Genomic DNA, 23,265 nt, shown 5'->3' on the forward strand with positions numbered 1-23,265 from the left:
AATCCCGACCAGCTGCGTCGGGGCGTCCGCTGCCATACTGCAAGGGGGTCAACTTTGGACGCCGACAAGGGGTCAACTTTGGGCGCCGATTGACAACCGTGCTCAGTTTGGGTGACTGGGTTCATGTGGATCTCCCGAAAGCCCCGGGTATGGCCGGGTCGGGAGATCAATGCCCAAGCGCTTCAGCAGCAAACAGCCACAGTAAATTCGACTGTGTAGGTCATTTACTGCGGCCTCGAGCCTTCCAGTAGACATGCCTGATCCCTATCTCGCAGGGGCGCGGTTTGACCTGGGGCTCCGCCGGATATTCCTTTGCCAACCATGCAGAAAGGACCCGGGCTTCAGCCGCTAGGGTTTGCTCGAGTTGGTTCTCAGCGCTTCGTCTGAGCAGTTCCGGTATGATGAGGTTGGGAATGGACGTCGGCCTTCCTGGCCCTCCGGAGCCTCGCATTCGCTGTTGCACCTGAAGGTGAGCTATTATGTCAGCCTTGCGGAGCTTTATTCGGCGCCAAATTGTGCAACGACCTCGAATGATTTGGTCATCGAACAGATCGCGCCAAGCCTCCATATCGTCGTAGGCATAGGATAGTAGGACTGGCTGATCCTCCACGTATTCCCACGCGTCAACTTCGTCAAAATCCGGGAGGTGAATCGCGCAATCGGCGAATTCATAAGGAGGGATTTCGCCGTTTTTGGGTGGTCCAGTGACATTGTCGCCTACCGCAGCGATTTTCCCGGACGCCAGCAATTCGAGGATCTTTCGATAGCTTTCATGACGAGCCTTACGGCCTATTCGATCGAACGGCACCCGAAGTCCGTTGGTCGCATGCCATTGAGCCGCACAAGTAAGCGGCATGTAGCCTTCCCCATACGGTGAAAAGGGCTCTGCCGGCTCGTCGTCAGTTTTCTCACGCTCAGAGGCTGTCGCGTTCGTGTGCATATCCAATTCCCGGACCCGGTAGCCGATCGTTCTCTTTGCGCCGTTCCGCCTAGGCGCCACTGCGCTTGAGTTGACCAGTGCCATTCAGGGCAGCCGCGATCGGAGCTCCCGCCGCATCTGCTGCCCGCCGCAGTGGACCGGTATCGAAGTGGCTGTACCGGTTCGTCGTCTTGATGTCCGCGTGTCCCAAAAGACGGCCAACCACCGTCAGGCCCATCCCAGCTGCGGCGCCGTGGCTGGCGAACGTGTGGCGCAGATCATGAAGACGAACACCTTCCAGTCCCGCCGCTCGTGTGACGATCGACCAAGGGCGCTTGAGGTCTGACCTCGGCCGATCCAGCTTCTCCCCTGCGAAGACGAAGCGAAACCCAGAGATCCGCGGAACGGACTGCAGAATTTCCATAGCGGAATCGCCAAGCACCACGGTTCGTCGCCCGGTTTTCGTGTCGGGTAGGAACAGAAGCCCGCGTTCGACATCCACGTCTGACCATCGCAAGGAAAGCGCTTCCCTTAACCTAAGCCCGGTGAGGATGAGGAAGCGGATCGCAGCGGTGGCATGAGGGCTTAGCCTCGTCCGCCGATCCTCCGGATTGCGTGGCAGATGTTTGGCGCCGGGCGCGTCCAAGTTGGCGTTCCAAGGGAGGCCGATGGTTTCGGCCTCCCGAAGCGCCGCGCCGAGCCGAGACAATTCTTCTGATGACAGGAAGCGCTCGCTTTGGCCGTCGGCGAACTTTCGGACGCCATGGACCGGGTTGTCCTGCCGCATCCCCAACTCGATCGCGTAGGTGAAGATGCCCCCGAGAAGGCGAACGGTTCGGGTGGCCGTACCCTGTCCGCCGCGCACGATCGCCCGTCCATGCTTTTTTGTGCGGACATCGGTCGCGGTCCGACCTGAGGCAACGTCCCTCAGAAACCTTTCAACGTCCGCCTTGGTGACTTCCTGGACAGTCTTTCGACCGAGCAGGGGCTTGATGTGTCGCGTGATGCGGCCGCGATCCGAGGTAAGCGTTGAGGCCTTCTTCGGCTTGCCGCGCTTCCCGATCAGGACCCCACGCTCTGCCTCCTTGAAATAGAGGTCACACAAGTCGGAGATGGTCTCGGCCTTGCGGGCATTCGAGAGCTGTTCGGCGACGTCCTCGCCGAGCTCCGCCTTGGCGAGGATCGTCCTTGCGGCGGCTCGCGCTTCCTCGACGGTCAGCTTACCAACCGAGCCAAGGGTCACTTTGCGGAGTGGACTGTTGCGGCCGCCGGTGCGGTACATCGCTAGATACGACATTGCACCCGATGGCCTCACGCGAACGCCAAACCCGGAGACCTCGGCGTCCCAGACGCAGAACTCGGTGGCCCTTGGCGTGATTGCGTCGACGCTGCGCTTGGTGAGTTTTGCTGAAGCCATGGATGCGGCCCTTCGGGGTAACACCGGGGTAACACGGCGTAGGAATTTGGAGACAATCTCAGATAACTGGATAGTGTCAATGTCAATGAAAGCAACGATATAGGCATCTGTGGAAAGCTGCAGAATAGGTCAGAAATCCCCTTCTGCAGCCCTCCGAAGGCAAAGGTCACACGTTCGAATCGTGTCGGGTGCGCCAGTTTCCTTCGACGAATCATGATCGATGAACCGCTGCGGGCGTGCTGACGGCAGCTCTGCTGCCGCGGCCGGCAGCGGCGCTGGTCAGAACCTGCCGCCGGTGTCGAAGCCGTCGCCGCCGCCGGACGAACCGCCGCCGCCCCAGGAGCCGCCGGACGAGCTGCCGCCGGACGAACCGCCTCCGCCCCAGCTGCCACCACCACCCGAGCTGCCGCCGGACGATCCACCACCCCAGGAGCCGCCGCCACCCCAGTTGCCGCCGCCCCAATTGCCGTCGTCCTGGCGCTGCCAGCGGCGGCCCTGTTCCATGCGGCCCCAATAGTCGGCGCCGGTGATGACGCCGGTGACGAGGCCGCGCAGCAGGGCGCCGACCACGTCGTTGGAGAAGACCGAGCCGTCGGCGTCATAGCGGCGCTGGCGGAAGCCGTTCGCCACCTGCGAGACCTCGCCCTTGCGGCGCGACAGTTCGGCAAGCTCCGCCCTCTGCCGGCGGGTGTCGAGGTCGATCCGCTCCTGCTCGTCACGCAGGGCGCGGATGCGGCCGACCAGCGCCTCGTCTTCCGGCGAGGGCGTGCGTAGGGCCTCGGCATAGAGCCTGTCGAGATCCTCTCGGCGCAGGGCCTCGGCGAGGGTGCCCACCGCCTGGCGGAAACGGTCGTCCTCGCCGCGGGCGAAGGCGGCGGCCCGCGCGTCGAGCGCGTTGTGCTTCTGCTCGGCGGCGGCACGCGCGGCGTCCAGCCGCTCCAGCTCGGCGTGGAGCTTGCCGATCTCGGCATCCGCGGCATCGCCGCCGGTGCCGAGGAAGGCCTCGCGCTCCATCGCCTTCAGCCTTTCGGTCGCCTCCACTGCGGCGGCGGCGCTGCGATTGGCATGTTCGCGCAGGCGCTTGGGGATCTCGGTGAGGCGGGCATAGTTCGGGCGGGCATTGTTGTAGTCGACGAGCCTTGCGACCCAGCCGTCGAGGAGGCGTGCGACATTGCCGGCCTCATAGGCGCCCGTCGCATAGGACCGACGCCACAGATACATGAAGAGTGCGTCGTCCTCGTAGGGCTTGCGCTTGGCTTCCAGTTCCTCCTCGGCGAGGCGGGCCTTCTTGTCAGCCTCCTCGGCGACCCGCGCGAGGCGGTCGGCCTCGGTCTTGGCGCTGGCATAGTCGCTCTTGGCGGCGAGGCCGATCTGCGCGGCATTGGCCACGGCCTCGCGCTTCTCGGCGGATTCGTCGAGCCGGCGCGTCGCCTGCTGGCGCTCGGCGGTGATGCGGTCGATCTCCGCCTCCACCGCAGCGATCTCGGCGTCGAGCTTGTTGCGGTCGTTGAGGCGCAGCGCCAGCATGGCGCGCACGTCGGTGGCGAGCTGGGCAAGCTGCCCGCCAAGGGCGCCGGCGGCGTTGAGGCGGAAGGCGGCGAGGCCGCGGAAGGCCTCCGCCTCCTCGGCGCGGGCCTCCGCAGCGCGGCGCGTCGCCGCGTCGAGGCGGGCATTGGCCTCGCTCTCGGCCTGGCGGATTTCGGCGAGGGCGCTTTCGATGCCGCCGAGGGCGGAATGTCCGGGGATCATGGCGGCTCGCCTTACCAGTCGAGGATGGCGCCGCCGGGCAGCGCTTCGCGCCAGACAGGTTCGAGCTGCCCGCGGGCCTTGCGGCCGAGTATGGCGTTCTGGACGATGCCGTCGTCGCGCTTATCGGCCTCCACCCGGCGGTAGAGGCTTTCGGGCACCCGCACGCCCCACTTGGTCACGGTCCGCGTCGTGCCGTCCTCCTCGGAGGTGACAGGCCGGGCGATGGCGCGGCCGTCGCGGCCGATGGCCTCGACGATGACATAGTAGTTCATGGCGCCGGGGTTGCGGCGCGGGCGGCGCCAGACGCCGGTCGACTCGCCCGGGCGCGAGACGATGCGCAGGTCATATTCGAGGCGAAGGTCGTCGCGCAGCGCCTCGAGGGCGGCGACCGCCGCACGGGCCGCCGGGGCCTTGCCGTCGCGGGCCGCCGTCTCGCCGTCGACCACGAGGGCCGCGGCGCGCTGGCGCACGGCGTCGGAGCCGGCCTCGCGCGTGATGTCGGTGGAGAGGCGGGTGATGGCGGCGGGGATGGTCTGGGTCAGCTCGACGCGGGCCGAATAGCCCTCATAGGCGAGCCAGCCCGAGCCGATGACGAGGGCGGCGAAGGCGCCGAGCGCCCATTTGCCCCAGCGCTCGCGGGTCACGTAGAGCCGCGCGAGCTTCAGCGACAGGCTGTCGCGCGGTGGCTTGTAGGTGAAGCGCTCCTCGCGCAGCGCCTTCACGCCCTGGCGCAGGATCTCGTCCGGAACGGCGATGCCCTGGCCGCGATAGATCGCCCTGAGGCGCTCGATCAGGTCCTCCTCGCGGTCGCTCTCGGCGAGCTCCCGCTCGGTGATCTTCTGGTCATGCCGGAGGGTGTCGACGACGTCCATGGCGAGCATGACGTCGTCGAGCTTGGACGACTGCCTCTCGGGCGCCGGGGCGGCCGCGGCGGGTGCGAGAGCGGTGTCTGTCATGGAGCGGACCCTCGGTCAGCGGGCTGTGGCAGGGCGGGCGACAAGGCCCGCCTCACATGCCGAGCGCCGCACCCTTCTCGGCCAGAGCCGCCAGGCGGCGCTTGCCGTCCTCGACCGCGTCGCGGATCTCCTGGGAGTTCTGCGTCGACTGCTTGCGCATTTCGTAGATGATCTCGCCGGACTTCTCCTGGAAGGAGACGACGCTCTCCACCAGCTTCTTCACAGCATCGGCGCGGATGGTCGGTCCGTAGCCGGCTCGCAAAGCCTCTTCCTGCACCTTGTCGCCGATCTCGGAGAGGGTCTCGAGCGACTTCGAGACGCCCTCCTTCATCTCGTTGAGGGTGCGGGTCGATTCATGCAGACCCTGCAGGCCGGTGAAGGAGGCCTTCAGCGCGGTCAGCACCGCGTCGTTGGTGGAGAAGAAGGAGATGGCCTGGGCATAGACGCGCTCCTTGGCGTTCGTCGTCTGCATCAGGCGCGCCATGATGACCTCGGAGGTGTTGTAGCCGATGGTCAGGTTGTCGGAGAGGTCCTTGGCGATCTGGAAGCGCTTCTCCTCGTCCTGCATCTCGCGCAGCTTGGTGTCGCGGATGAGTTCGAGATTGGCGCGCTCGGCCGGCACCGAGCCGGCATAGGCCGCCACCGCCTCAGAGGAGGCCTTCAGCTCGGCCTGCTTCTCCTGCAGCTTGGCATCGGCCTTCTGCAGCACCTCGAGGGCGAGGACCTCGGCCTGTTTCAGGGCGCCGCGGAAATCGCGATAGGCGTCGAGGATGGTCTGCTCGCGCTGGATCTGGTCCTTGGTGGCGCGGGCGACGTCGAGATAGGTCGTGCGGATGCTCTCGAAGCGCGTGGCGATGTCGCCGCGGCTGACCTTGGTCCAGACGTTCTCCAGCCGCTCGAAGGTCGAGAGCTTGCCGTCGGCGAGCTGGTCGACCATGCGCTTGGCATCGTCACGGATGGAGTTGAAGCTCTTGGTGATGAGCTCGTAGCGCTCGCCCACCTCCATGCCGGCGACCTGGTTGCGCACCACCTCGTTGAAGACGCCGACCTGGTTGAGGGTGCGGGCGATCATCGTGACGCGCCCCTCGTCGAGGTCGGAGATCTTCTGCAGCAGCGGAATGATCGGCTGCTCGTCGATCTTGGAGGGCATGAGCCCGAGATCGCGCAGGACCCCGGTGGCGCGATCGAGATAATTCTGCGCAGACGGCACCACGGTCGTCGTGGTTCCGGTCGGGGCGGGCGTGGTCGGCGTGGTCATCGCATCGCTCATGGGGCCAGAACCGGCCTGACGCCGGCGGCCTCAATGTGATGGCGGCATGTGCCGATGGCAAGACAGCCGCGCGCCTGCGCCGCGGCTGCAGCGTCAGCGGCGGGCGTTGCGGACGATGGTACCGGCCACCTGCTGGGCCATGCAATCATGGCCGGCGGCGCTCAGATGCAGGCCGTCAAAGGCGAGGAGCCCGTCGAAGGCGCTGCGGTTCGCCTGGGCGAGCTGGAACATCGCCTGGTAGCGCCGGACCACCGGCACGCCGGCCCGCGCGCCCTCGGCGGCGATGAGGGCGGCGAATTCGCCGGTGCGCGGTCGGCCCTCGGCCCAGCGGGAATATTGCGGATCGACCAGGATCACGTCGGCATTCGCCGCGCGGATGGCGGCAAGGCCTGAGGCGATGGTGGCACGGAAGGCCTCGGCCGAAACGCCGAAATTGGCGTCGTTGGTGCCAAGCTGCCAGACGACCAGGACGGGATGGTGCTGGGCGAGTTCGGATTGCATGCGGCCTGCCGCGCCCGAGGCCGTCTCGCCGGAGACGCCCGAGACCACCACTTCGACCGTGGTGTCGGGCCAGCGGGCCTTCACCATGGGGCCGAGCCGATGGGCGAAGCCGACGCCGCCGGCGCCGACGCCCGCCGTGGTCGACGACCCAATGGCGAGGATGCGCACGGGCTGGCGGGCCTTGAGGCGCGCCGTCGTGCGCGGCAGGGCGCCGGAGGCGGTGGCGCCGGCAATGGCGGGGACGGTGCAAAGGGCCGAAGCGGGGGTGCTGGCGGTGCCGGCGACGACGAGCGCGGCGAGGGCGATGCCGAGATGGGGCAGGCGACGGCGGAGCATGCGGGGAACCCCGGAAAAACGTGCTGCGACCGATAGCGGAGACGGGCCGTGTCGGCAATCGCGTCGCGGTTGTTTTTGGCGGTTTTCCGCGGGTTTCAGCCGTCCCGGGCGGGTCCGAGCACGATCCGGGCGGCGAGCGGCAGAAGCAGGGCGATGCCGACGAAGCGGACGAGATGGTGGGCGCCGACGAAGGCGGGGTCCATGTCGAGGACGAAGGCGAGAATGGCCATGGCCTCGATGCCGCCGGGCGCATAGGCGAGGATGACCTTGCCGGCGGGAAGGCCGGTGATGAGGGCGACAGCCAGCGCGACGACCAGCGTGACGGCGACGCCCACCACGAAGGCGCCGACGGAGGCGCGCAGGAGCTGGCGCAGTTCGACGAGGGAGGTGCCGGCGAAGCGCGCGGCGATGATCAGGCCGATGATGATGAAGCCGATGGTCATCAGCGGCTCGGGCACGCCGACCGTGACGAGGCCGGTGCCGTGCAGCACGGCGCTGGCCAGCATGGCGCCGACGGTGGCGCCGCCGGGCACGCGCAGGCGCTCCATGCCGAGGCCGCAGCTCGCCGAGAGGACGGCGAGGAGCAGGAGTTCTCCGGCCGTGTCCGCGGTGGCGGCGGGCGCGGGCGGCATAGGGATGCCGCCGAGGCCCGCCAGCGTCAGGAGGCCCGGCAGGGCGGCGACCAGCAGGACGAGGCGGAAGCTCTGGATGACGGCAACGGCGCGGGTGTCGGCGCGGGAGGCCAGCGTCATGGCCATGACGTAGCTGAGTGCGCCGGGAATGGAGGCGAAGAAGGCGGTGTTGCGGTCGAGCCGCTCGACCCGCTGCAGGTAGAGCGTGATGCCGCCGATGATGGCTGGCACGAGGATGGCGAGGCCGGCCATGGAGACGGGCCAGGTCATCATCAGGCGCAGCGTGTTCGGCGTCACCGCCGAGCCCATGATCGTGCCGAAGAGCAGGAAGATGGCGGTGGCGATGGGGGTGGGGACGGCGACCCTGAAGCCCGCCAGCGCCATGACGGTGGTGGCGACGAGGGCGCCCGACATCCAGGCAGCGGGAAGTCCCAGCCGCGCGAAGATCCAGCCGCCCACGGCGCCGACGAGGCCGGGGAGCGCGAAGGTCCGGAGAAAGTCGAGAACCGAAGCGGGCATCACCTCGCCCGCTTCGCACGAAGCGGCGGGCGAGGCAAAGCCACGGCGGCATGCCTGCCGGGCGCCTGCGTCAGGATACCGGCGAGACCGCCGTGACGGTGAGGCTGCGGTCATGGCCTGCCGGGCCCTGCCAGGTGAAGGACTGGCCGGGCGAAAGGCCGATCAGCGCGGCGCCGACCGGCGTCAGGATGGAGATGCGGCCGTCATGGATGTCGGCCTGCGCCGGCAGCACAAGATCGACGGTGCGCTCGCGGCCCTCGTGGTCGCGATAGGTGATGCGGGAGCCGAGGCCCGCGACATCGGCCGGGCGCTTCGCCGCGGGAACGATGCGAGCGCGGTCCATCTCGTCGAGAAGGGCTTCGGCCACCGCCGGCAGGCGATCGAGCGCGCCGGTGGCGAGCCCCGTGACGATGCGGTGATCGACGTCGCTGACGATGATGGCGGGACGGCCGCGGGCGCGCCGCGGGGCAGTGGAGAGGGTGGTGGTCATAGCGAAATCCATGGCGCCTGACCGCGCAACTCCGGCGCGGCGGGGCGGTGAAAGAAGGGGAGGGTTGTGCGTGCCGTCGGCAAAGGACCGGCGTCCCCGTGCCCGGGGCACGCGGTGCCGGGCAGGGGTCAGACGCCGAAGATCAGCGTCGAGGTCGGGGCGATGGTGCGGCCGGCGCAGGTCATGGTGGGACTGTCAGGGTCCGATGTGGCGGCGTCAAGGCAGGGCTCAATCCTTGAGCCGGACCTCCAGCGCCTCGATGCGGTCGGCCTCGCCCGGCGGCTTGTCCCAGCGGATGCGGGCGATGCGCGGAAAGCGCATGGCGACGCCGGATTTGTGCCGCGTCGAGCGCTGCAGGCCCTCGAAGGCGATCTCCAGAACGAGCCCCTCGGTCGGGCTGTGGACGACCTCGCGCACCGGGCCGAAACGGTTGACGGTGTTGTTGCGCACGAAGCGGTCGAGCTGGCCGAGCTCCTCGTCGGTGAAGCCGAAATAGGCCTTGCCGACCGGGACCAGCTCGTCGCCCGAGGGACCGGCGCGCCAGACGCCGAAGGTGAAGTCGGAATAGAAGCTGGAGCGCTTGCCGTGGCCGCGCTGGGCGTACATCAGCACGCAGTCCACCGCCATCGGGTCGCGCTTCCACTTGTACCAGAGGCCTTTTGGCCGCCCCGGCATGTAGGCGGAATCCCGCCGCTTGATCATCAGGCCCTCGATGGCCTCGGCATCCTCGCCCGCCGCGGCGGAGGCCGGGTCGAGGCGGGAGGCGGCGAGCGCCTCCCAGGTGTCGAAGGGCACGAGCGGCGAGAGGTCGATGCGCGGCGAGCCGATGCCGGCGATGAAGCTCTCCAGCAGCGCGCGGCGGGCCGCGAAGGGCTTGTCGCGCAGGTCCTCGCCCTCGGCGACGATGAGGTCATAGGCGCGGATATGGGCGGGGAAGTCGACCAGCATGGCCGGTGTCACCTGCTTGCGGTTCAGCCGCTGCTGCAGGACGTTGAAGCTCTGGACGCGGCCCTCGCGCAGCACCAGCAACTCGCCGTCGATGGCGCCGTCGAAGGTCATGGCCTCCGCGAGGTCCGGAAAGGCGGCGGAGATGTCCTCGCCGGTGCGCGAATAGAGCCGCGCCACGCGCCGTCCGTCGGGGAGGGTGCCGGCGGCGGCCTGGACGCGGATGCCGTCCCACTTCCACTCCGCGGCGAAATCGGCGGGCTCGAGCTTGCCGAAATCCTCGTCCTCGATGCCGTGGGCGAGCATGGGCGGCCGGAAGGGCGCGGGATCGATGGCCTCCGGGCGCGGCCCGCGGCCCTCGACCCAGGCGAAGAGCTCCTCGTAGGGCGGCTTGAGGCCCGGCCAGACCAGCTCGATCTCGTCGGGATCGCGATCGCCCAGCGCCGCCACGGCCGTCTTGGCGAGGCGGGCGGAGACGCCGATGCGCAGCGATCCGGTGATGAGCTTGAGCAGCGCCCAGCGGCCGGTCTCGTCGAGATGGTCGAGCCAGCCGGCGAGGATCCGCGGCAGCGCGGTCTTCGAGGTGGTGGCGAGGGTGGCGACCACCTCCGAGAGGGTCGGCGGCGGCTCGTTGCGGGCAGGGCCCTCGGGCGCCGGCCACATCAGCGCGACGGTCTCCGAGAGGTCGCCGACATAGTCGTAGGAGAGGCCGAAGAGGACGGGATCGGTGCGCTCGGCGATGAGGCCGCGCACGAGGCCCGCCTTGGCATTGCGGAAGGAGAGGGCGCCGGTCATGGCCGCCAGGGCAAAGCCGCGTTCGGGATCGGGCACCGAGCGGAAATGATCGGCGATCAGCGCCAGCTTGGCGTTGCGGCGCGGCTCATAGGCGAGGCGGTCGAGCAGGGCGGCGAAGCGGTTCATGCCGCCGGCTCCACGCTGGCGGGGGCGAGGTCGGCGGGCTCGGCCTCGCCCTCCTCGCCATAGCCGACGATGCGCAGCGGCCGCGCGCGCAAGCCCACCGTGCCGCACCAGTGGACGAGCGCGTCCTCCTGGCCATGGGTGACCCAGACCTCGGAGGCGCCGGTCTCGCGAATGGTCTCGCGCAGCTCGTCCCAGTCGGAATGGTCGGAAATGATCAGCGGCAGCTCGACGCCGCCCTGCCGCGCCCGCGCCCTCACCCGCATCCAGCCCGAGGCGAAGGCGGTGACCGGATCGGGGAAACGGCGGGCCCAGAGGTCCTTCATCGAGCCCGGCGGGCAGAGCACGACGGCACCGCCCAGGGATTTTCGGTCGGCAGCTTTCACCAGCCGCACCTCGCCGAGGTCGATGCCCTCGGCCTCGTAGAAGCGCGTCAGCTTCTCGGCTGCGCCATGCATGTAGATCGGCTGGTCCCAGCCGGCTGCGCGCACCAGCGACATGACCCGCTGCGCCTTGCCCAACGCATAGGCGCCGACGAGATGGGCGCGATCCGGGAACAGCCGCAGGGAGGCGAGGAGCTTTGCCACCTCCGCCGCCGGGTCGGGATGGCGGAAGACCGGCAGGCCGAAGGTCGCCTCGGTGATGAAGACGTCGCAGGGCACGACCTCGAAGGGCTCGGCGGTCGGGTCACGGCCGCGCTTGTAGTCACCCGAGGCGACGATGGTGAGCCCCTTCCAGCTGACCGCGATCTGCGCCGAACCGAGGATGTGGCCGGCGGGATGGAAGGTGAAGGTGACGCCGTTGATGGTGACCGGCCGCCCCCATGCGGCGGCCTGCGTCGTCCCGGCGAAATCCTCGCCGTAGCGGATCGCCATGATCTTCAGCGTCGTGCCCGTGGCCAGCACGGCGCCATGGCCGGGGCGGGCATGGTCGGAATGGCCGTGGGTGATGAGCGCCTTCTCCACCGGCCGCACCGGGTCGATATAGACATCGGCCGGCGGACAATAGAGGCCCCGCGGCGTCGGCTGGAGGAGGTCGTCGGGGCGCATGGGGAAGCGGCTGCTCTTCACGAAAAGGGGAACGGTGCGACGTCCCGGGCTTTTGCGTCGGGTCGCATTGTGGACTAGATAAACGCCATGTCGACCCGGACGGTTCAGCAGCCTTCGTCCAGCGTCCCGCGCCTCGCCAAATGGGCGACCGGGGTGGGCGTTGCCGCGCTGCTCGCCGCCTCGGGTCTCCTCTGGTGGACGCAGGGCGCCAAGGTCTTCCTCGACACGCTCGCCGCCGGCCTCGCCTGGTGCTTCTGAGCCTGACATGACCGACAAGACGCCTGCTTCGCCCGCCAAGGGCCCGCGCTCCGTCGCGCTGCTGCTCTCCCTCGCCCTGCTGGTCGGTGGTCTCGGCATTCTCGCCGCCGTGGTGCATTTCACCATGCCGCGCGGCGGCCAGCTCGCCTCCAGCCCCTCCGCCATCGGCGGCGCCTTCGCGCTCACCGACCAGACCGGCAAGGCGGTGAGCGAGCAGGACCTGATGGGCAAGCCGAGCCTGGTCTTCTTCGGCTTCACCCATTGCCCCGACATCTGCCCGACCAAGCTCTTCGAGATCACCCAGATGCTCGACCAGCTCGGCACCGACGCCACGAAGGTCAACGTGGTCTTCATCACCGTCGATCCGGCGCGGGACACGGCCGAGCTGCTCTCCACCTATCTCGGCAGCTTCCACGCCGGCATCCGCGGCTTCACCGGTACCGAGGAGCAGGTGACGGCGGCGATGCGGGCCTATCGCGCCTATGCGCGCAAGGTGCCGCTCGACGCCGGCGGCTACACGATGGACCACACGACCTTCGTGTACCTGATGGACCGGCGCGGCCAGTTCGTCTCGACCTTCGACGTCGCCCGCGACCCGGCGAAAGCCGCCCAGGACCTGCGCCGCTACCTCTGATCGGGCGGCGCCCGATACCGTTCCCCCTTCGTTCGTGATGCGGCGCCGAATCACCTAGAGTGCAGGCATGTCCGACATCCTCCTCGTCATCGGCGGCCGCCCCGTCACGGCCGGCGAACTCGTCCTCGGCCTCCTCGGCTTCGCGGTGCTGCTGCTCGTGGTGGTCTTCGTGGCTCTGCGCCGGCAGGCCGCCGCCCAGGCCCTGGAAGCCGAGCGCTCTGTCATCCATGCCCAGGAGCTGGAGGAGCGGATGGGCGAGATGACCCGCATCCAGGCGGAACTGACCGGCCGGCTCCAGGCCATGGCCGAGGGGCTCGGCTCCCGCCAGAACGACCTCGCCAAGCAGCTCGGCGACCGCCTCGACGGCATGACGACGCGGATCGGTCAGTCGCTCGAGGGCCAGTCCAAGACGACGATGGAGAACCTCGGCAAGCTCAACGAGCGGCTTGCCGTCATCGACAATGCCCAGCGCAACATCACCGATCTCGCGGGCCAGGTGGTGACGCTGAAGGACGTGCTGGCCAATAAGCAGGCGCGCGGCGCCTTCGGCCAGGGGCGGATGGAGGCGATCCTCACCGACGCCCTGCCGCGCAACGGCTTCCAGCTGCAGCCGACGCTCTCCAACGGCAAGCGGCCCGATGCGGTCATCCGCCTCGCGGGCGACAGCCGCGGCCTCGTGGTCGATGCCAAGTTCCCGCTGGAGGCGGTGACGCTGTGGCGCGAGGCCAAGGCCGAGGAGGTCAAGCGCCTCGCCGCGCAGCGGCTCCGGCAGGATCTCTCCGTCCACATCAAGGACATCGCCGAGAAATACCTGCTGGCGGGCGAGACGCAGGACGTGGCGCTGATGTTCGTGCCCTCGGAAGGCATCTATGCCGACCTCAACGAGTTCTTCGACGACGTGATGCAGAAGGCGTTCCGCGCGCGCGTGCTGGTCGTCTCGCCCTCGCTGCTGATGCTGGCGGTGCAGGTGGTGCAGGGCCTCCTGAAGGACGAGCGGATGCGCGAGGAGGCCCGCGTCATCCAGAAGGAAGTCTCGCTGCTGCTGGATGATGTGGGGCGGCTGACGGACCGGGTGCTGAACCTGCAGCGGCATTTCGGCCAGGCGCAGGACGATATCGGCCAGATCATCACCTCGTCGGAGAAGATCACCAAGCGCGGGGCGCGGATCGAGGCGCTGGAATTCGACGAGCCGGCGGCCCAGCCGCCGCTCGCCAAGCTGCCGCTCAAGGGGTCAATGGCAGCGGAGTGAGCGGGCGTTGGAAGGCCTGCCTGAGCAATCCGGGTGTCTTGCACAACCGAAGTGCGTCCTTCGAGGCTCGCTTCGCTCGCACCTCAGGATGAGGGAGGGGGTGTCCTGCAGGGAGGTTGTCCGGCCTCCTGGCGGCTTCAACCGCTGCGAATGCCAAGCACCACCATCCTCATCCTGAGGTGCGAGCGAAGCGAGCCTCGAAGGACGCACTTGGGTTGTGCAAGGCACCTGCCTCAGCCACCATTCGAAGATGGCCGCCTTCGTCTACATCCTGCGCTGCTCGGACGGATCGTTCTATGTGGGCTCGACGCGGGCCGAGGATGTCGACCGCCGCCTCTCGGAACACTAGCAAGGTCTTCAAGACGGGTACACTGCCGCCCGCCTTCCGGTGAGCCTCGTCTGGTCCGGAGAATTCGACCTGATCACGGAGGCCATCGCCTTCGAGCGCAAGCTGAAGGGCTGGAGCAGGGCGAAGAAGGAAGCTGTGATCGCCGGGCACTGGCATAAGCTGCCTGAACTCGCCTCGCGGCCCCGGACGCGGCTCTGAGCTGCAGTCCGGCAAGTGCGTCCTTCGAGGCTCGCTTCGCTCGCACCTCAGGATGAGGGAGGGGGTGTCCGGCAGGGAGCCTTGGACGGCAGGCCGCGCGAGGCAGCGGCGGGAGGCACCTGTGCGCTACGCCTTCCCCGCCCCGATCTCTCGCCTCACCCCTCCTTCGCGAGCCCGTCCCAGAAGGCCTTGGCGCGGGCGAAGAAGCCGGCGGTCTCCGGCTGGGTGTCCTTGGAGCTCTCCTTCTCGAACTCCGCCAGCAGCTCCTTCTGCCGCTTGGTGAGGTTGCGCGGGGTCTCCACGTCCACCTGCACATAGAGGTCGCCGACCGCCTTGGAGCGCAGCACCGGCATGCCCTTGCCCGAGAGGCGGAAGCGCTTGCCGGACTGGGTGCCCTCGGGAACCTTCACCTGGGCGCGGCCGCCGTCGATGGTCGGTACCTCGAAGGTGCCGCCGAGCGAGGCGGTGACCATGGAGACCGGCGCGCGGCAATAGAGGTCCTGCCCGTCGCGCTGGAAGAAGGCATGCGGCTCGATGGAGAGGAAGATGTAGAGGTCGCCGGAGGGGCCGCCGCGGAAGCCGGCCTCGCCCTCGTTGGCGAGGCGGATGCGGGTGCCGTCCTCGACGCCGGCGGGGATGTTCACCGAGAGCACGCGCTCGCGGGTGATGCGGCCGGCGCCGGAACAGGCGGTGCAGGGGTCCTCGATCACCTGGCCGCGGCCCTGGCAGGTCGGGCAGGTGCGCTCGATGGAGAAGAACCCTTGCGAGGCGCGCACGCGGCCATGGCCGCCGCAGGTGCCGCAGGTCTTAGGCTTGGATCCGGGCTTGGCGCCGGTGCCGGAACAGGCCTCGCAGGACACCGTCGTGGGGATGCGGATCTGGGCGGACTTGCCGGCGAAGGCTTCCTCCAGCGTGATGTCCATGTTGTAGCGCAGGTCGGCGCCGCGCTCGCGCCCGCCGGAGGCGCCGCGGCGGCGGCCGCCGCCCATGCCGAACAGCTCCTCGAAGATGTCGGACATGGAGGAGGCGAAGTCGCCGCCGAAGCCGGGATGGCCGCCACCTCCGCCATTCTCGAAGGCCTGGTGGCCGAAACGGTCATAGGCGGCGCGCTTCTGGCCGTCGGACAGGACCTGGTAGGCCTCGTTCAGCTCCTTGAACTGGGCCTCGGCCTTCTCGTCGCCGGGATTGCGGTCGGGATGGCACTGCATCGCCTTCTTGCGGAAGGCCGATTTCAGGGCCGCCTCGTCGGCGTCCCGGGGGACACCGAGGATCTCGTAATAGTCGCGCTTGGACATCGACAGTCGCTCTCGCCCCTCGTCAAGCGAAGGCCCCCGGAACGATGTCCGGGGGCTCGATGGGTAGGCCGGTCAGGCCTTACGCGCTCTTCTTCTTGTCGTCCTTCACTTCCGTGAAGTCGGCATCGACGACATCGTCCTTCTTCGGCTCGGCGCCGCCCTCGGCTTCCGCCTGCTGGGCCGCGTACATGGCCTCGCCGAGCTTCATGGAGGCCTGCGCCAGGGCGTTGGTCTTCTCCTTGAGGGCTTCGACGTCCTCGGCCTTGACCGCTTCCTTCACGGCCGCCAGCGCGTCCTCGATGGCCTTGCGCTCGGTCTCGCCGACCTTGGAGCCATGCTCGGCAAGCGCCTTCTCGGTCGAATGAACGAGGCCGTCGGCCTGGTTCTTCGCCTCGGCGAGCTCCTTGCGCTGCTTGTCCTCGGCCGCATGGGCCTCAGCGTCCTTGACCATCTTCTCGATGTCGGAGTCGGAAAGGCCACCGGAAGCCTGGATGCGGATCTGCTGCTCCTTGCCGGTGCCCTTGTCCTTGGCCTGGACGTTGACGATGCCGTTGGCGTCGATGTCGAAGGTGACCTCGATCTGCGGCACGCCGCGCGGCGCCGGCGGGATGCCCATCAGGTCGAACTGACCGAGCATCTTGTTGTCGGCGGCCATTTCACGCTCGCCCTGGAAGACCCGGATCGTCACCGCGTTCTGGTTGTCGTCGGCGGTGGAGAAGACCTGGCTCTTCTTGGTGGGGATCGTGGTGTTGCGGTCGATGAGGCGGGTGAACACGCCGCCCAGCGTCTCGATGCCGAGGGAGAGCGGGGTGACGTCGAGCAGCAGGACGTCCTTGACGTCGCCCTGCAGCACGCCGGCCTGGATCGCGGCGCCGATGGCGACGACCTCGTCCGGGTTGACGCCCTTGTGCGGCTCCTTGCCGAAGAACTGCTTCACGACCTCCTGGACCTTCGGCATGCGGGTCATGCCGCCGACGAGAACCACTTCGTCGATCTGGCCCGCGGAGATGCCGGCATCCTTGAGGGCCTTCTTGCAGGGCTCCATGGTGCGCTGGATCAGGTCGTCCACCAGCGCTTCGAACTTGGCGCGGGTCAGCTTCAGCTGCAGGTGCTTCGGGCCCGAGGCGTCGGCGGTGATGAAGGGCAGGTTGATCTCGGTCTGCGTCGAGGACGACAGCTCGATCTTGGCCTTCTCGGCCGCCTCCTTCAGGCGCTGCAGGGCGAGCTTGTCCTTGCGCAGGTCGATGCCCTGCTCCTTCTGGAACTCGGCCGCGAGATAGTCGACGAGGCGCATGTCGAAGTCCTCGCCGCCGAGGAACGTGTCGCCGTTGGTCGACTTCACCTCGAAGACGCCGTCGCCGATCTCGAGGATCGACACGTCGAAGGTGCCGCCGCCGAGGTCATAGACCGCGATGGTGCCGTTCGACTTCTTGTCGAGGCCATAGGCGAGGGCGGCAGCCGTCGGCTCGTTGATGATGCGCAGCACCTCGAGGCCGGCGATCTTGCCGGCGTCCTTGGTGGCCTGGCGCTGGGCGTCGTTGAAATAGGCGGGAACGGTGATGACCGCCTGGTCGACGCTCTGGCCGAGATAGGCCTCCGCGGTCTCCTTCATCTTCATCAGCGTGAAGGCGGAGATCTGCGAGGGCGAGTAGGGCTTGCCCTCGACCTCGACCCAGGCGTCGCCGTTGCCGGCGCGGGCGATCTGGTAGGGGACCAGCTTCTGGTCCTTGGTGACGGTCGGATCGTCGAAGCGACGGCCGATGAGGCGCTTCACCGCGAAGATGGTGCGCTCGGGGTTCGTCACCGCCTGGCGCTTGGCCGGCTGGCCGACGAGACGCTCCTCGTCGGTAAAGGCGACGATGGACGGCGTGGTGTTCGCGCCTTCCGAATTGATGATGACCTTCGGCGTGGTGCCTTCCATGACGGCCACGCAGGAATTCGTCGTACCCAGGTCGATGCCGATGACCTTGCCCATGGTCTACTCCTTCTCAAGCGGATCGGCCGGGCCCGAAGCACCCGTGAGGCTCACGCGCCGGGACGAAGAGGGATTTTCGTTCCGGCCGCTCGCGCCGACCCCTTCGCCAAGCGGGGTTTGCAAGCTGGTGGTGACTGGCGAAAGCCGCGGCGCCATGCCGCTTTCCGCCGGTTGGGCCGGATATAGGGGGGGCACCATGGCGCCGCAAGCGTCCGCGTCACGTCGCCGTGAGGGAATCTTATCCGTCTGGGGATACCGGCCGGGCGAAGGGCGGGTGCGTCCCGCGCGCAACATCACCGGGATGTCGTGCCGAACTTGTGACGCGCGTAATGACGGTGAGTCAGCCGCAGGTTATGTGTCGGCTCCGAACCGTGGATGATTCATGCCCCGCCGCGCCGCACTCCTGCTGATTCTGACGCTCGCCGTCCTTGCCGGGCCGGCGCTGGCGCAGCTGCAGCTTCCCGGCGCCGTGGCGCCGACCCCGCAGGGGGGAGCGACCCATGGTGGCGCGGGCGCCCGCCCGACCGGTGAGCCTTCCGTGCCGCGCACGGTCTCGGGGCCGCCGCTGCGGCGCTGGGAAGAGGGCCTGCCGGGGCGCACATTGCGCTTCCTTGGCCAGCACGGCTCCATGGTGATCAACCGCACCGGCGCCGGTCCGCAGGCGGGCTACACGATCGCCGCGACCAATATTGTCGGGCGCCGCGGCAACGACATCCGCAACATGTGCACGCCGGACCTCAATGGCGGCCGCCCGGTGACGCTGACGCCGGCGGGCCGCCCTGACGGCCTCGCGCGCTATCAGGCGGCCTTCCCTGGCTGCACCATCACCCTCGACCTGATGGCGGATGCCGCCTTCGTCTCGGCGCCGGGCGGGGTCTGCACCTTCGACGATTGCGTCTTCGACCCGTCGGGGCTCTGGGGGCCGAACGACCGCGAGATCCCGGCCGACCGCGAGATCGAGCGCGCCCGCGGCGTCGCCGAGCGCAAGCTGAACGATGCCCGCCGCATCCTCCAGCAGCGGCTGCGCAGCACGCCGGAGGGGCGGCAGTTCCTGCAGGAACAGGCGGCCTTCCCGGCCAACCGCGAGCGGCTCTGCCGCAACTACGGCACCTCCGACATCGGTCCGGGCTTCTGCGCGCTGAAGTTCACCGAGGCCCGCGCCGAGAAGCTCTCCGCCATGGTGGGCGGGCCGCCCTCCGATGCGCCGCCCCGTCCGGCCCGGCCGCGTCCCCCGCCGCAGAACCCGGCGCCCGCCCCGCAACAATGACCGCGGTTCCGGTCGTCCCGGGCTGCACCTGGTATCCGGGTTATTGCGACGCGGAGGCCCAGCGCCGCCTGGTCGAGACGCTGCGGGATCTCCTGCGCATCGCGCCGCTGTTCCAGCCGGTCATGCCGCGCACGGGCCAGCCCTTTTCCGTCAAGATGACCAATCTTGGATCGCTCGGCTGGGTGTCCGACCGGGACGGCTATCGCTACCAGCCGCTGCATCCGGTGACGTCGGCGCCCTGGCCGACGATCCCGACGGAGATCCTTGCGATCTGGGAGGCGGTGTCGGGCTATCCGCATCCGCCCGAGGCCTGCCTCGTGAACTGGTACGGCCCCGGCGCCCGCATGGGCCTGCACCAGGACCGGGACGAGGAGGATTTCGACGCGCCAGTCGTGTCGCTGTCGCTCGGCGAGACCGGTCTGTTCCGCATTGGCGGCACGGTGAAGGGCGGCAAGACCGTGCCGGTGAAGCTCGCCTCGGGGGATGTGCTGGTCTTCGGCGGCGCAGCGCGGCTCGCCTATCACGGCGTCGACCGGCTCATCCCCGGCACCAGCGGCCTGCTGAAGGATGGCGGGCGCATCAACCTGACGCTGCGCCGGGTCACGCGGCCGGGGCCGTGAAGATCCCGGGGTGCGGGCACCCCGGGACCACGTCTCTCGAGGATCAGCTCGCGGGAGCGGAAACCGGCTTCATCAGGCCGAGCACGGCGCCGGCCGGATCCTCGACCACGGCGATGCGGCCGACATTGGGGATGTCCATGGGCGGCTGGAGCACCTGGCCGCCGCCGGCGGTCGTTGCCGAGACGGCGCGATCGAGGTCGTCGACCTGCACATAGGACAGCCAGCCGGGCTGGCTCTCGGTGTCCTGCGGGTCCATCGGCATGATGCCGGCGGTCGGCGTGCCATCGGGCGCGCGGGCAATCCAGTACTCGCCATCCGGCATGGGGAAGGGCTCGAACGTCCAGCCCAGGGTCTGGCCGTAGAAGGCCTTGGCCTTGGCGATGTCGTTCGTCATCAGTTCGTTCCAGTTGAACCGGCCGCTCATGCGGGTCTCCTCCCATGGATGCGCGCGGGAGGACGACCTCCTCCCGCCAAGTCGCGAGAGGATCATGGTCGGATGGCAGCCCGGCGACAATGAGGCGGCGCCGGTCATCCAGCGTTCAGGTGATGAGCCGGGAGAGGACCTTGGCCGTGTAGTCCACCATGGGGACGATGCGGGCATAGTTCAGCCGCGTCGGGCCGATGACGCCGAGGACGCCGACGATGCGGCTCTGGCCGTCGCGATAGGGCGCGACCACCATGGACGAGCCGGACAGCGAAAAGAGCTGGTTCTCGGAGCCGATGAAGATGCGCACGCCATCGGCGGTCTCGGCGCGGCCGAGCAGGTCGACGAGATCGCGCTTCGATTCGAGGTCGTCGAAGAGCAGGCGGATGCGCTCGAGATCCTCCATGGCCCTGAGGTCGCCGAGGAGGTTCGCCTGGCCGCGGACGATGAGCTTGCGCTCGGTCGGGTCGCCGCCGGACCAGGAGGCAAGCCCGGCCTCCACCAGCTTCTGCGTCAGCCCGTCCAGCTCCTGCCGCGACTGGTCGAGGCTCGACTGCAGCTCGCTGCGGGCATCGGCCAGCGTCCGGCCGCGGATATGGGCGTTGAGGAAGTTCGACGCCTCGATCAGCGCCGAGGGCGGCAGCCCCGCGGGGATCGGCACGATGCGGTTCTCGACCTGCCCGTCCTCGGAGACCAGCACGACCAGGGCGCGCTCCGGCTCGATGCGGACGAATTCGATGTGCTTTAGCCGGACATTGCTCTTCGAGGCGAGCACCACGCCGGCGCCGCGCGACAGGCCCGAAAGCAACTGCGTCGCATCGGCCAGCACCGTCTCAAAGGACTGCTGGCGCGCTGACGCCGCCACCTGCGCCTCGATGGCCTGGCGCTCTTCCTGCGCGAGGTCGCCGAACTGCATCAGCGCGTCGACGAAGAAGCGCAGGCCCCGTTCGGTCGGCATGCGGCCGGCGGAGGTGTGCGGCGCATAGATGAGGCCCGCCTCCTCGAGGTCCTGCATCACGTTGCGGACCGAGGCCGGCGACAGCGTCATCGGGATGATCTTGGAGATGTTGCGCGAGCCGACCGGCTCGCCGGTGGCCAGATAGCTCTCGACGATCTGGCGGAAAATCTCGCGCGAGCGCTCGTCGAGCCGGGCGAGCGCCGATGGGGCACCGGCGGTCGGGTCGGGATTCTGGCGCGGGAACTCGGCTGACACGGGGCAAACCTCCAGTGCCGAATTTGGGCCTGCGTCGCCCGCCGATCAAGCGTTCTGTTGGACGGCGCCCGATGGAGCGTCCTTGCCGCCCCGACCGTTCGGCCCTATGACCGCCCGACCCGGCCCCCTCTCCCCAGGATCACGCCCATGCGTCCCTCCAAACGCGCCCCCGATGCGCTGCGCCCCGTCTCGCTGGAGCGCGCCGTCGCCCGCTATGCGGAGGGCTCCTGCTTCGTGAAGTTCGGCAACACCCATGTGCTCTGCACGGCGTCGCTGGAAGAAAAGCCGCCGCCGTGGCTGCGCGGCCAGGGCCGCGGCTGGGTGACGGCGGAATATTCCATGCTGCCGCGGGCGACGCTGGAGCGCACCCGCCGTGAATCGACCTCCGGCAAGCCCTCGGGGCGCACCCAGGAGATCCAGCGCCTCATCGGCCGGTCGCTGCGCACCATCGTCGACCTGCAGGCGCTCGGCGAGCGGCAGATCACCATCGATTGCGACGTGATCCAGGCCGATGGCGGCACCCGCACGGCCGCGATCACCGGTGCCTGGGTGGCGCTGCATGACTGCATCGCCTGGATGACCGCCCGGTCCATGCTGAAGGTGAACCCGATCCGCGACCATGTCGCGGCGGTGTCCTGCGGCATCTACCAGGGCACGCCAGTCCTCGACCTCGATTATGCCGAGGATTCGGAAGCCGACACCGACGCCAATTTCGTCATGACCGGCGGCGGCGGCATCGTCGAGATCCAGGGCACGGCCGAGAAGACCCCCTTCAGCCAGGAGGAGCTTCTCAGCCTGCTGGATCTCGCCCGTGGCGGCTGCGCCCGCCTCGTCGACCTGCAGAAGACGGCGGTCGCCTGATCAGGCGATGCCGAGCTTCGAGCGGGCGAGGGCGTTCAGCGCCTCGCCATCGGCGAAGACATAGCCACCCTCGACCAGGCGCGTCGTGTACTGCTTGTTGTACATGAAGGCCCAGATGATGTTGCTGATGCCGAGGGTGAAGAAGCTCAGCACCATGGTGACGAGGCCGATGACGATGTCGCCGCGGAACAGGGCGGGAAAGCCGCCGAAGAAGAGCGTGGTCCAGGAAAAGCCCACCAGGCCCTTCTTCACCAGGCCGGTCTGAGGGTGCCTCATCATTACGGTCGTTGCCACGGATAAACCCCTTGAATGCACGTGCGGAATCGGATGATTCCGCAGCGGCACCTGATCAGACGGTAAGCGACATGTCACGTAAAATGGCGGTATTGGAGGCTGGTATGCGCCTGGTCGTCGCCACCCACAATGCCGGCAAGCTCGCCGAATTCCGCGACCTGCTCGGGCCCCATGGCGTCGAGCTCGTCTCGGCCGGCGAACTGGGGCTGCCCGAGCCCGACGAGACCGGCACGCTCTACGCCGAGAACGCGCTGATCAAGGCGCGGGCGGCGACGGATGCGACGGGTCTTCCCGCCATCGCCGACGATTCCGGTCTCGCCATCGATGCGCTGGATGGCGCGCCCGGCCTCTTCACCGCCGACTGGGCCGGCAAGCCGCGCGACTTCGCCGCCGCCATGGCGCGGGTGGACCGCGAGCTCACCCTGCGCGGCGTGACGACGGCCGGGGCGCGGGCGCATTTCATCTCCGCGCTGGCCCTGACCTTCCCCGATGGCTCCGAGCGCATCTTCGAGGGCCGCGTCTTCGGGACGCTCGCCTGGCCGCCGCGGGGGCCGAAGGGCTTCGGCTATGACCCGATGTTCCAGCCGGACGGCCATGCCCTGACCTTCGGCGAGATGACGGCCGAGGAGAAGCACGGCCTGCCGCCGAAGGGCGCCGGCCTGTCGCACCGGGCGCGGGCCTTCATCGCGCTGGAGAAGGCGGTGTTCGGCGGGTGAGGAGCTTGGATTGAGCTCTTCCCTTTGAGCCGCCTCTGCCCGTCATGCCCGGGTTTATCCCGGGCATCCACGAATTCCTTCCATTCGGCGGTGTTCACGTCGTCGATGCCCGGCACAAGGCCGGGCATGACGGCGAGGACAGTGCACTCCAGCCGTTTCGGCGCGCATCCCCCCTCCCTCAGCCATTCGCTTGACTTCGCCGGCGAAGGGT

The 23,265-nt window shown here is 68.6% G+C and carries 24 protein-coding genes and 1 tRNA gene; 10 read left to right on the forward strand and 15 right to left on the reverse strand.

The window, feature by feature from the left end; genetic code table 11:
- Nucleotides 1-220 precede the first annotated feature (220 nt).
- Entirely contained in the window at nt 221-1,024 is an 804-nt protein-coding gene (locus tag C8P69_RS23610) for a hypothetical protein (RefSeq protein ID WP_146167398.1), read from the reverse strand.
- The gene (locus C8P69_RS20700) at nt 990-2,336 is read right to left on the reverse strand and encodes a site-specific integrase (protein ID WP_108179359.1); all 1,347 of its coding nucleotides are present in this window, start codon (nt 2,334-2,336) and stop codon (nt 990-992) included. Before C8P69_RS20700 ends, C8P69_RS23610 begins: the two co-directional genes overlap by 35 nt.
- Nucleotides 2,337-2,439: 103 nt before the next feature.
- On the opposite strand from C8P69_RS20700, the gene C8P69_RS23965 reads away from it, so the two are divergent.
- Nucleotides 2,440-2,532: transfer RNA gene (locus C8P69_RS23965), tRNA-OTHER, on the forward strand.
- An 83-nt stretch (nt 2,533-2,615) separates the two neighbouring features.
- Here the strand turns inward: C8P69_RS23965 and C8P69_RS20705 are convergent.
- The 8 genes from C8P69_RS20705 to C8P69_RS20740 form a co-directional block, all read right to left on the reverse strand.
- A complete protein-coding gene (locus C8P69_RS20705; RefSeq protein ID WP_108179360.1) occupies nt 2,616-4,085 on the reverse strand; it encodes a coiled-coil domain-containing protein in 1,470 nt (489 codons plus the stop codon).
- Between the two features lie 11 nt (nt 4,086-4,096).
- A complete protein-coding gene (locus C8P69_RS20710) occupies nt 4,097-5,041 on the reverse strand; it encodes a DUF6384 family protein (RefSeq protein ID WP_108179361.1) in 945 nt (314 codons plus the stop codon).
- 52 nt (nt 5,042-5,093) lie between these two features.
- Nucleotides 5,094-6,299, reverse strand: coding sequence for a cell surface protein (locus tag C8P69_RS20715; RefSeq protein ID WP_245902165.1), 1,206 nt, complete (start codon nt 6,297-6,299; stop codon nt 5,094-5,096).
- Between the two features lie 105 nt (nt 6,300-6,404).
- Nucleotides 6,405-7,148, reverse strand: a complete 744-nt coding sequence (locus C8P69_RS20720; protein ID WP_108179362.1) for an SGNH/GDSL hydrolase family protein — start codon at nt 7,146-7,148, stop codon at nt 6,405-6,407.
- Between the two features lie 95 nt (nt 7,149-7,243).
- The gene (locus C8P69_RS20725) at nt 7,244-8,299 is read right to left on the reverse strand and encodes an AbrB family transcriptional regulator (protein ID WP_170118324.1); all 1,056 of its coding nucleotides are present in this window, start codon (nt 8,297-8,299) and stop codon (nt 7,244-7,246) included.
- 70 nt (nt 8,300-8,369) lie between these two features.
- A complete protein-coding gene (gene rnk, locus C8P69_RS20730; RefSeq protein WP_108179364.1) occupies nt 8,370-8,789 on the reverse strand; it encodes a nucleoside diphosphate kinase regulator in 420 nt (139 codons plus the stop codon).
- 228 nt (nt 8,790-9,017) lie between these two features.
- Nucleotides 9,018-10,655 carry a cisplatin damage response ATP-dependent DNA ligase gene (locus tag C8P69_RS20735; RefSeq protein ID WP_108179365.1) on the reverse strand — a complete coding sequence of 546 codons (1,638 nt, stop codon included), beginning with the start codon at nt 10,653-10,655 and terminating at the stop codon, nt 9,018-9,020.
- A complete protein-coding gene (locus C8P69_RS20740) occupies nt 10,652-11,701 on the reverse strand; it encodes a ligase-associated DNA damage response exonuclease (RefSeq protein WP_108179366.1) in 1,050 nt (349 codons plus the stop codon). Before C8P69_RS20740 ends, C8P69_RS20735 begins: the two co-directional genes overlap by 4 nt.
- A gap of 87 nt (nt 11,702-11,788) precedes the next feature.
- Here C8P69_RS20740 and C8P69_RS23970 point away from each other — a divergent pair, with 87 nt between their 5' ends.
- The 5 genes from C8P69_RS23970 (at nt 11,789) to C8P69_RS24525 (ending at nt 14,389) form a co-directional block, all read left to right on the forward strand.
- The gene (locus C8P69_RS23970; protein ID WP_170118323.1) at nt 11,789-11,959 is read left to right on the forward strand and encodes a hypothetical protein; all 171 of its coding nucleotides are present in this window, start codon (nt 11,789-11,791) and stop codon (nt 11,957-11,959) included.
- A gap of 7 nt (nt 11,960-11,966) precedes the next feature.
- A complete protein-coding gene (locus tag C8P69_RS20745; RefSeq protein ID WP_108179367.1) occupies nt 11,967-12,593 on the forward strand; it encodes an SCO family protein in 627 nt (208 codons plus the stop codon).
- 67 nt (nt 12,594-12,660) lie between these two features.
- Entirely contained in the window at nt 12,661-13,842 is a 1,182-nt protein-coding gene (locus C8P69_RS20750; protein WP_108179368.1) for a DNA recombination protein RmuC, read from the forward strand.
- Between the two features lie 217 nt (nt 13,843-14,059).
- The gene (locus C8P69_RS24520) at nt 14,060-14,191 is read left to right on the forward strand and encodes a GIY-YIG nuclease family protein (protein ID WP_342750215.1); all 132 of its coding nucleotides are present in this window, start codon (nt 14,060-14,062) and stop codon (nt 14,189-14,191) included.
- A 39-nt stretch (nt 14,192-14,230) separates the two neighbouring features.
- Nucleotides 14,231-14,389, forward strand: coding sequence for a hypothetical protein (locus tag C8P69_RS24525; RefSeq protein WP_342750216.1), 159 nt, complete (start codon nt 14,231-14,233; stop codon nt 14,387-14,389).
- 155 nt (nt 14,390-14,544) lie between these two features.
- Here C8P69_RS24525 and dnaJ read toward each other — a convergent pair whose 3' ends face one another.
- A complete protein-coding gene (gene dnaJ, locus C8P69_RS20760) occupies nt 14,545-15,684 on the reverse strand; it encodes a molecular chaperone DnaJ (protein WP_108179369.1) in 1,140 nt (379 codons plus the stop codon).
- Between the two features lie 79 nt (nt 15,685-15,763).
- Nucleotides 15,764-17,659 (reverse strand): molecular chaperone DnaK, encoded by a 1,896-nt coding sequence (dnaK, locus tag C8P69_RS20765; RefSeq protein ID WP_108179370.1) that lies wholly within the window; start codon nt 17,657-17,659, stop codon nt 15,764-15,766.
- Between the two features lie 382 nt (nt 17,660-18,041).
- Here dnaK and C8P69_RS20770 point away from each other — a divergent pair, with 382 nt between their 5' ends.
- Both C8P69_RS20770 and C8P69_RS20775 read left to right on the forward strand, forming a co-directional pair.
- Nucleotides 18,042-18,926: a hypothetical protein gene (locus C8P69_RS20770; protein WP_108179371.1), complete on the forward strand. Its 885-nt coding sequence runs from the start codon at nt 18,042-18,044 to the stop codon at nt 18,924-18,926.
- Nucleotides 18,923-19,546, forward strand: coding sequence for an alpha-ketoglutarate-dependent dioxygenase AlkB family protein (locus C8P69_RS20775; RefSeq protein WP_108179372.1), 624 nt, complete (start codon nt 18,923-18,925; stop codon nt 19,544-19,546). Before C8P69_RS20770 ends, C8P69_RS20775 begins: the two co-directional genes overlap by 4 nt.
- Before the next feature lie 43 nt (nt 19,547-19,589).
- On the opposite strand, the gene C8P69_RS20780 is transcribed toward C8P69_RS20775, so the two are convergent.
- Nucleotides 19,590-19,970, reverse strand: coding sequence for a VOC family protein (locus C8P69_RS20780; protein ID WP_108179373.1), 381 nt, complete (start codon nt 19,968-19,970; stop codon nt 19,590-19,592).
- 115 nt (nt 19,971-20,085) lie between these two features.
- Nucleotides 20,086-21,183, reverse strand: a complete 1,098-nt coding sequence (hrcA, locus tag C8P69_RS20785; RefSeq protein WP_108179374.1) for a heat-inducible transcriptional repressor HrcA — start codon at nt 21,181-21,183, stop codon at nt 20,086-20,088.
- A 147-nt stretch (nt 21,184-21,330) separates the two neighbouring features.
- Here hrcA and rph point away from each other — a divergent pair, with 147 nt between their 5' ends.
- Nucleotides 21,331-22,044, forward strand: a complete 714-nt coding sequence (rph, locus tag C8P69_RS20790; RefSeq protein ID WP_108179375.1) for a ribonuclease PH — start codon at nt 21,331-21,333, stop codon at nt 22,042-22,044.
- Here the strand turns inward: rph and C8P69_RS20795 are convergent, their stop codons facing one another.
- A complete protein-coding gene (locus C8P69_RS20795; protein ID WP_245902166.1) occupies nt 22,045-22,320 on the reverse strand; it encodes a hypothetical protein in 276 nt (91 codons plus the stop codon).
- A 122-nt stretch (nt 22,321-22,442) separates the two neighbouring features.
- On the opposite strand from C8P69_RS20795, the gene C8P69_RS20800 reads away from it, so the two are divergent.
- Nucleotides 22,443-23,054 carry a non-canonical purine NTP pyrophosphatase gene (locus C8P69_RS20800; protein ID WP_425440776.1) on the forward strand — a complete coding sequence of 204 codons (612 nt, stop codon included), beginning with the start codon at nt 22,443-22,445 and terminating at the stop codon, nt 23,052-23,054.
- Nucleotides 23,055-23,265 lie beyond the last annotated feature (211 nt).

Source organism: Phreatobacter oligotrophus, from assembly GCF_003046185.1.
In the GTDB taxonomy this organism is placed as follows: Bacteria; Pseudomonadota; Alphaproteobacteria; order Rhizobiales; family Phreatobacteraceae; genus Phreatobacter; species Phreatobacter oligotrophus.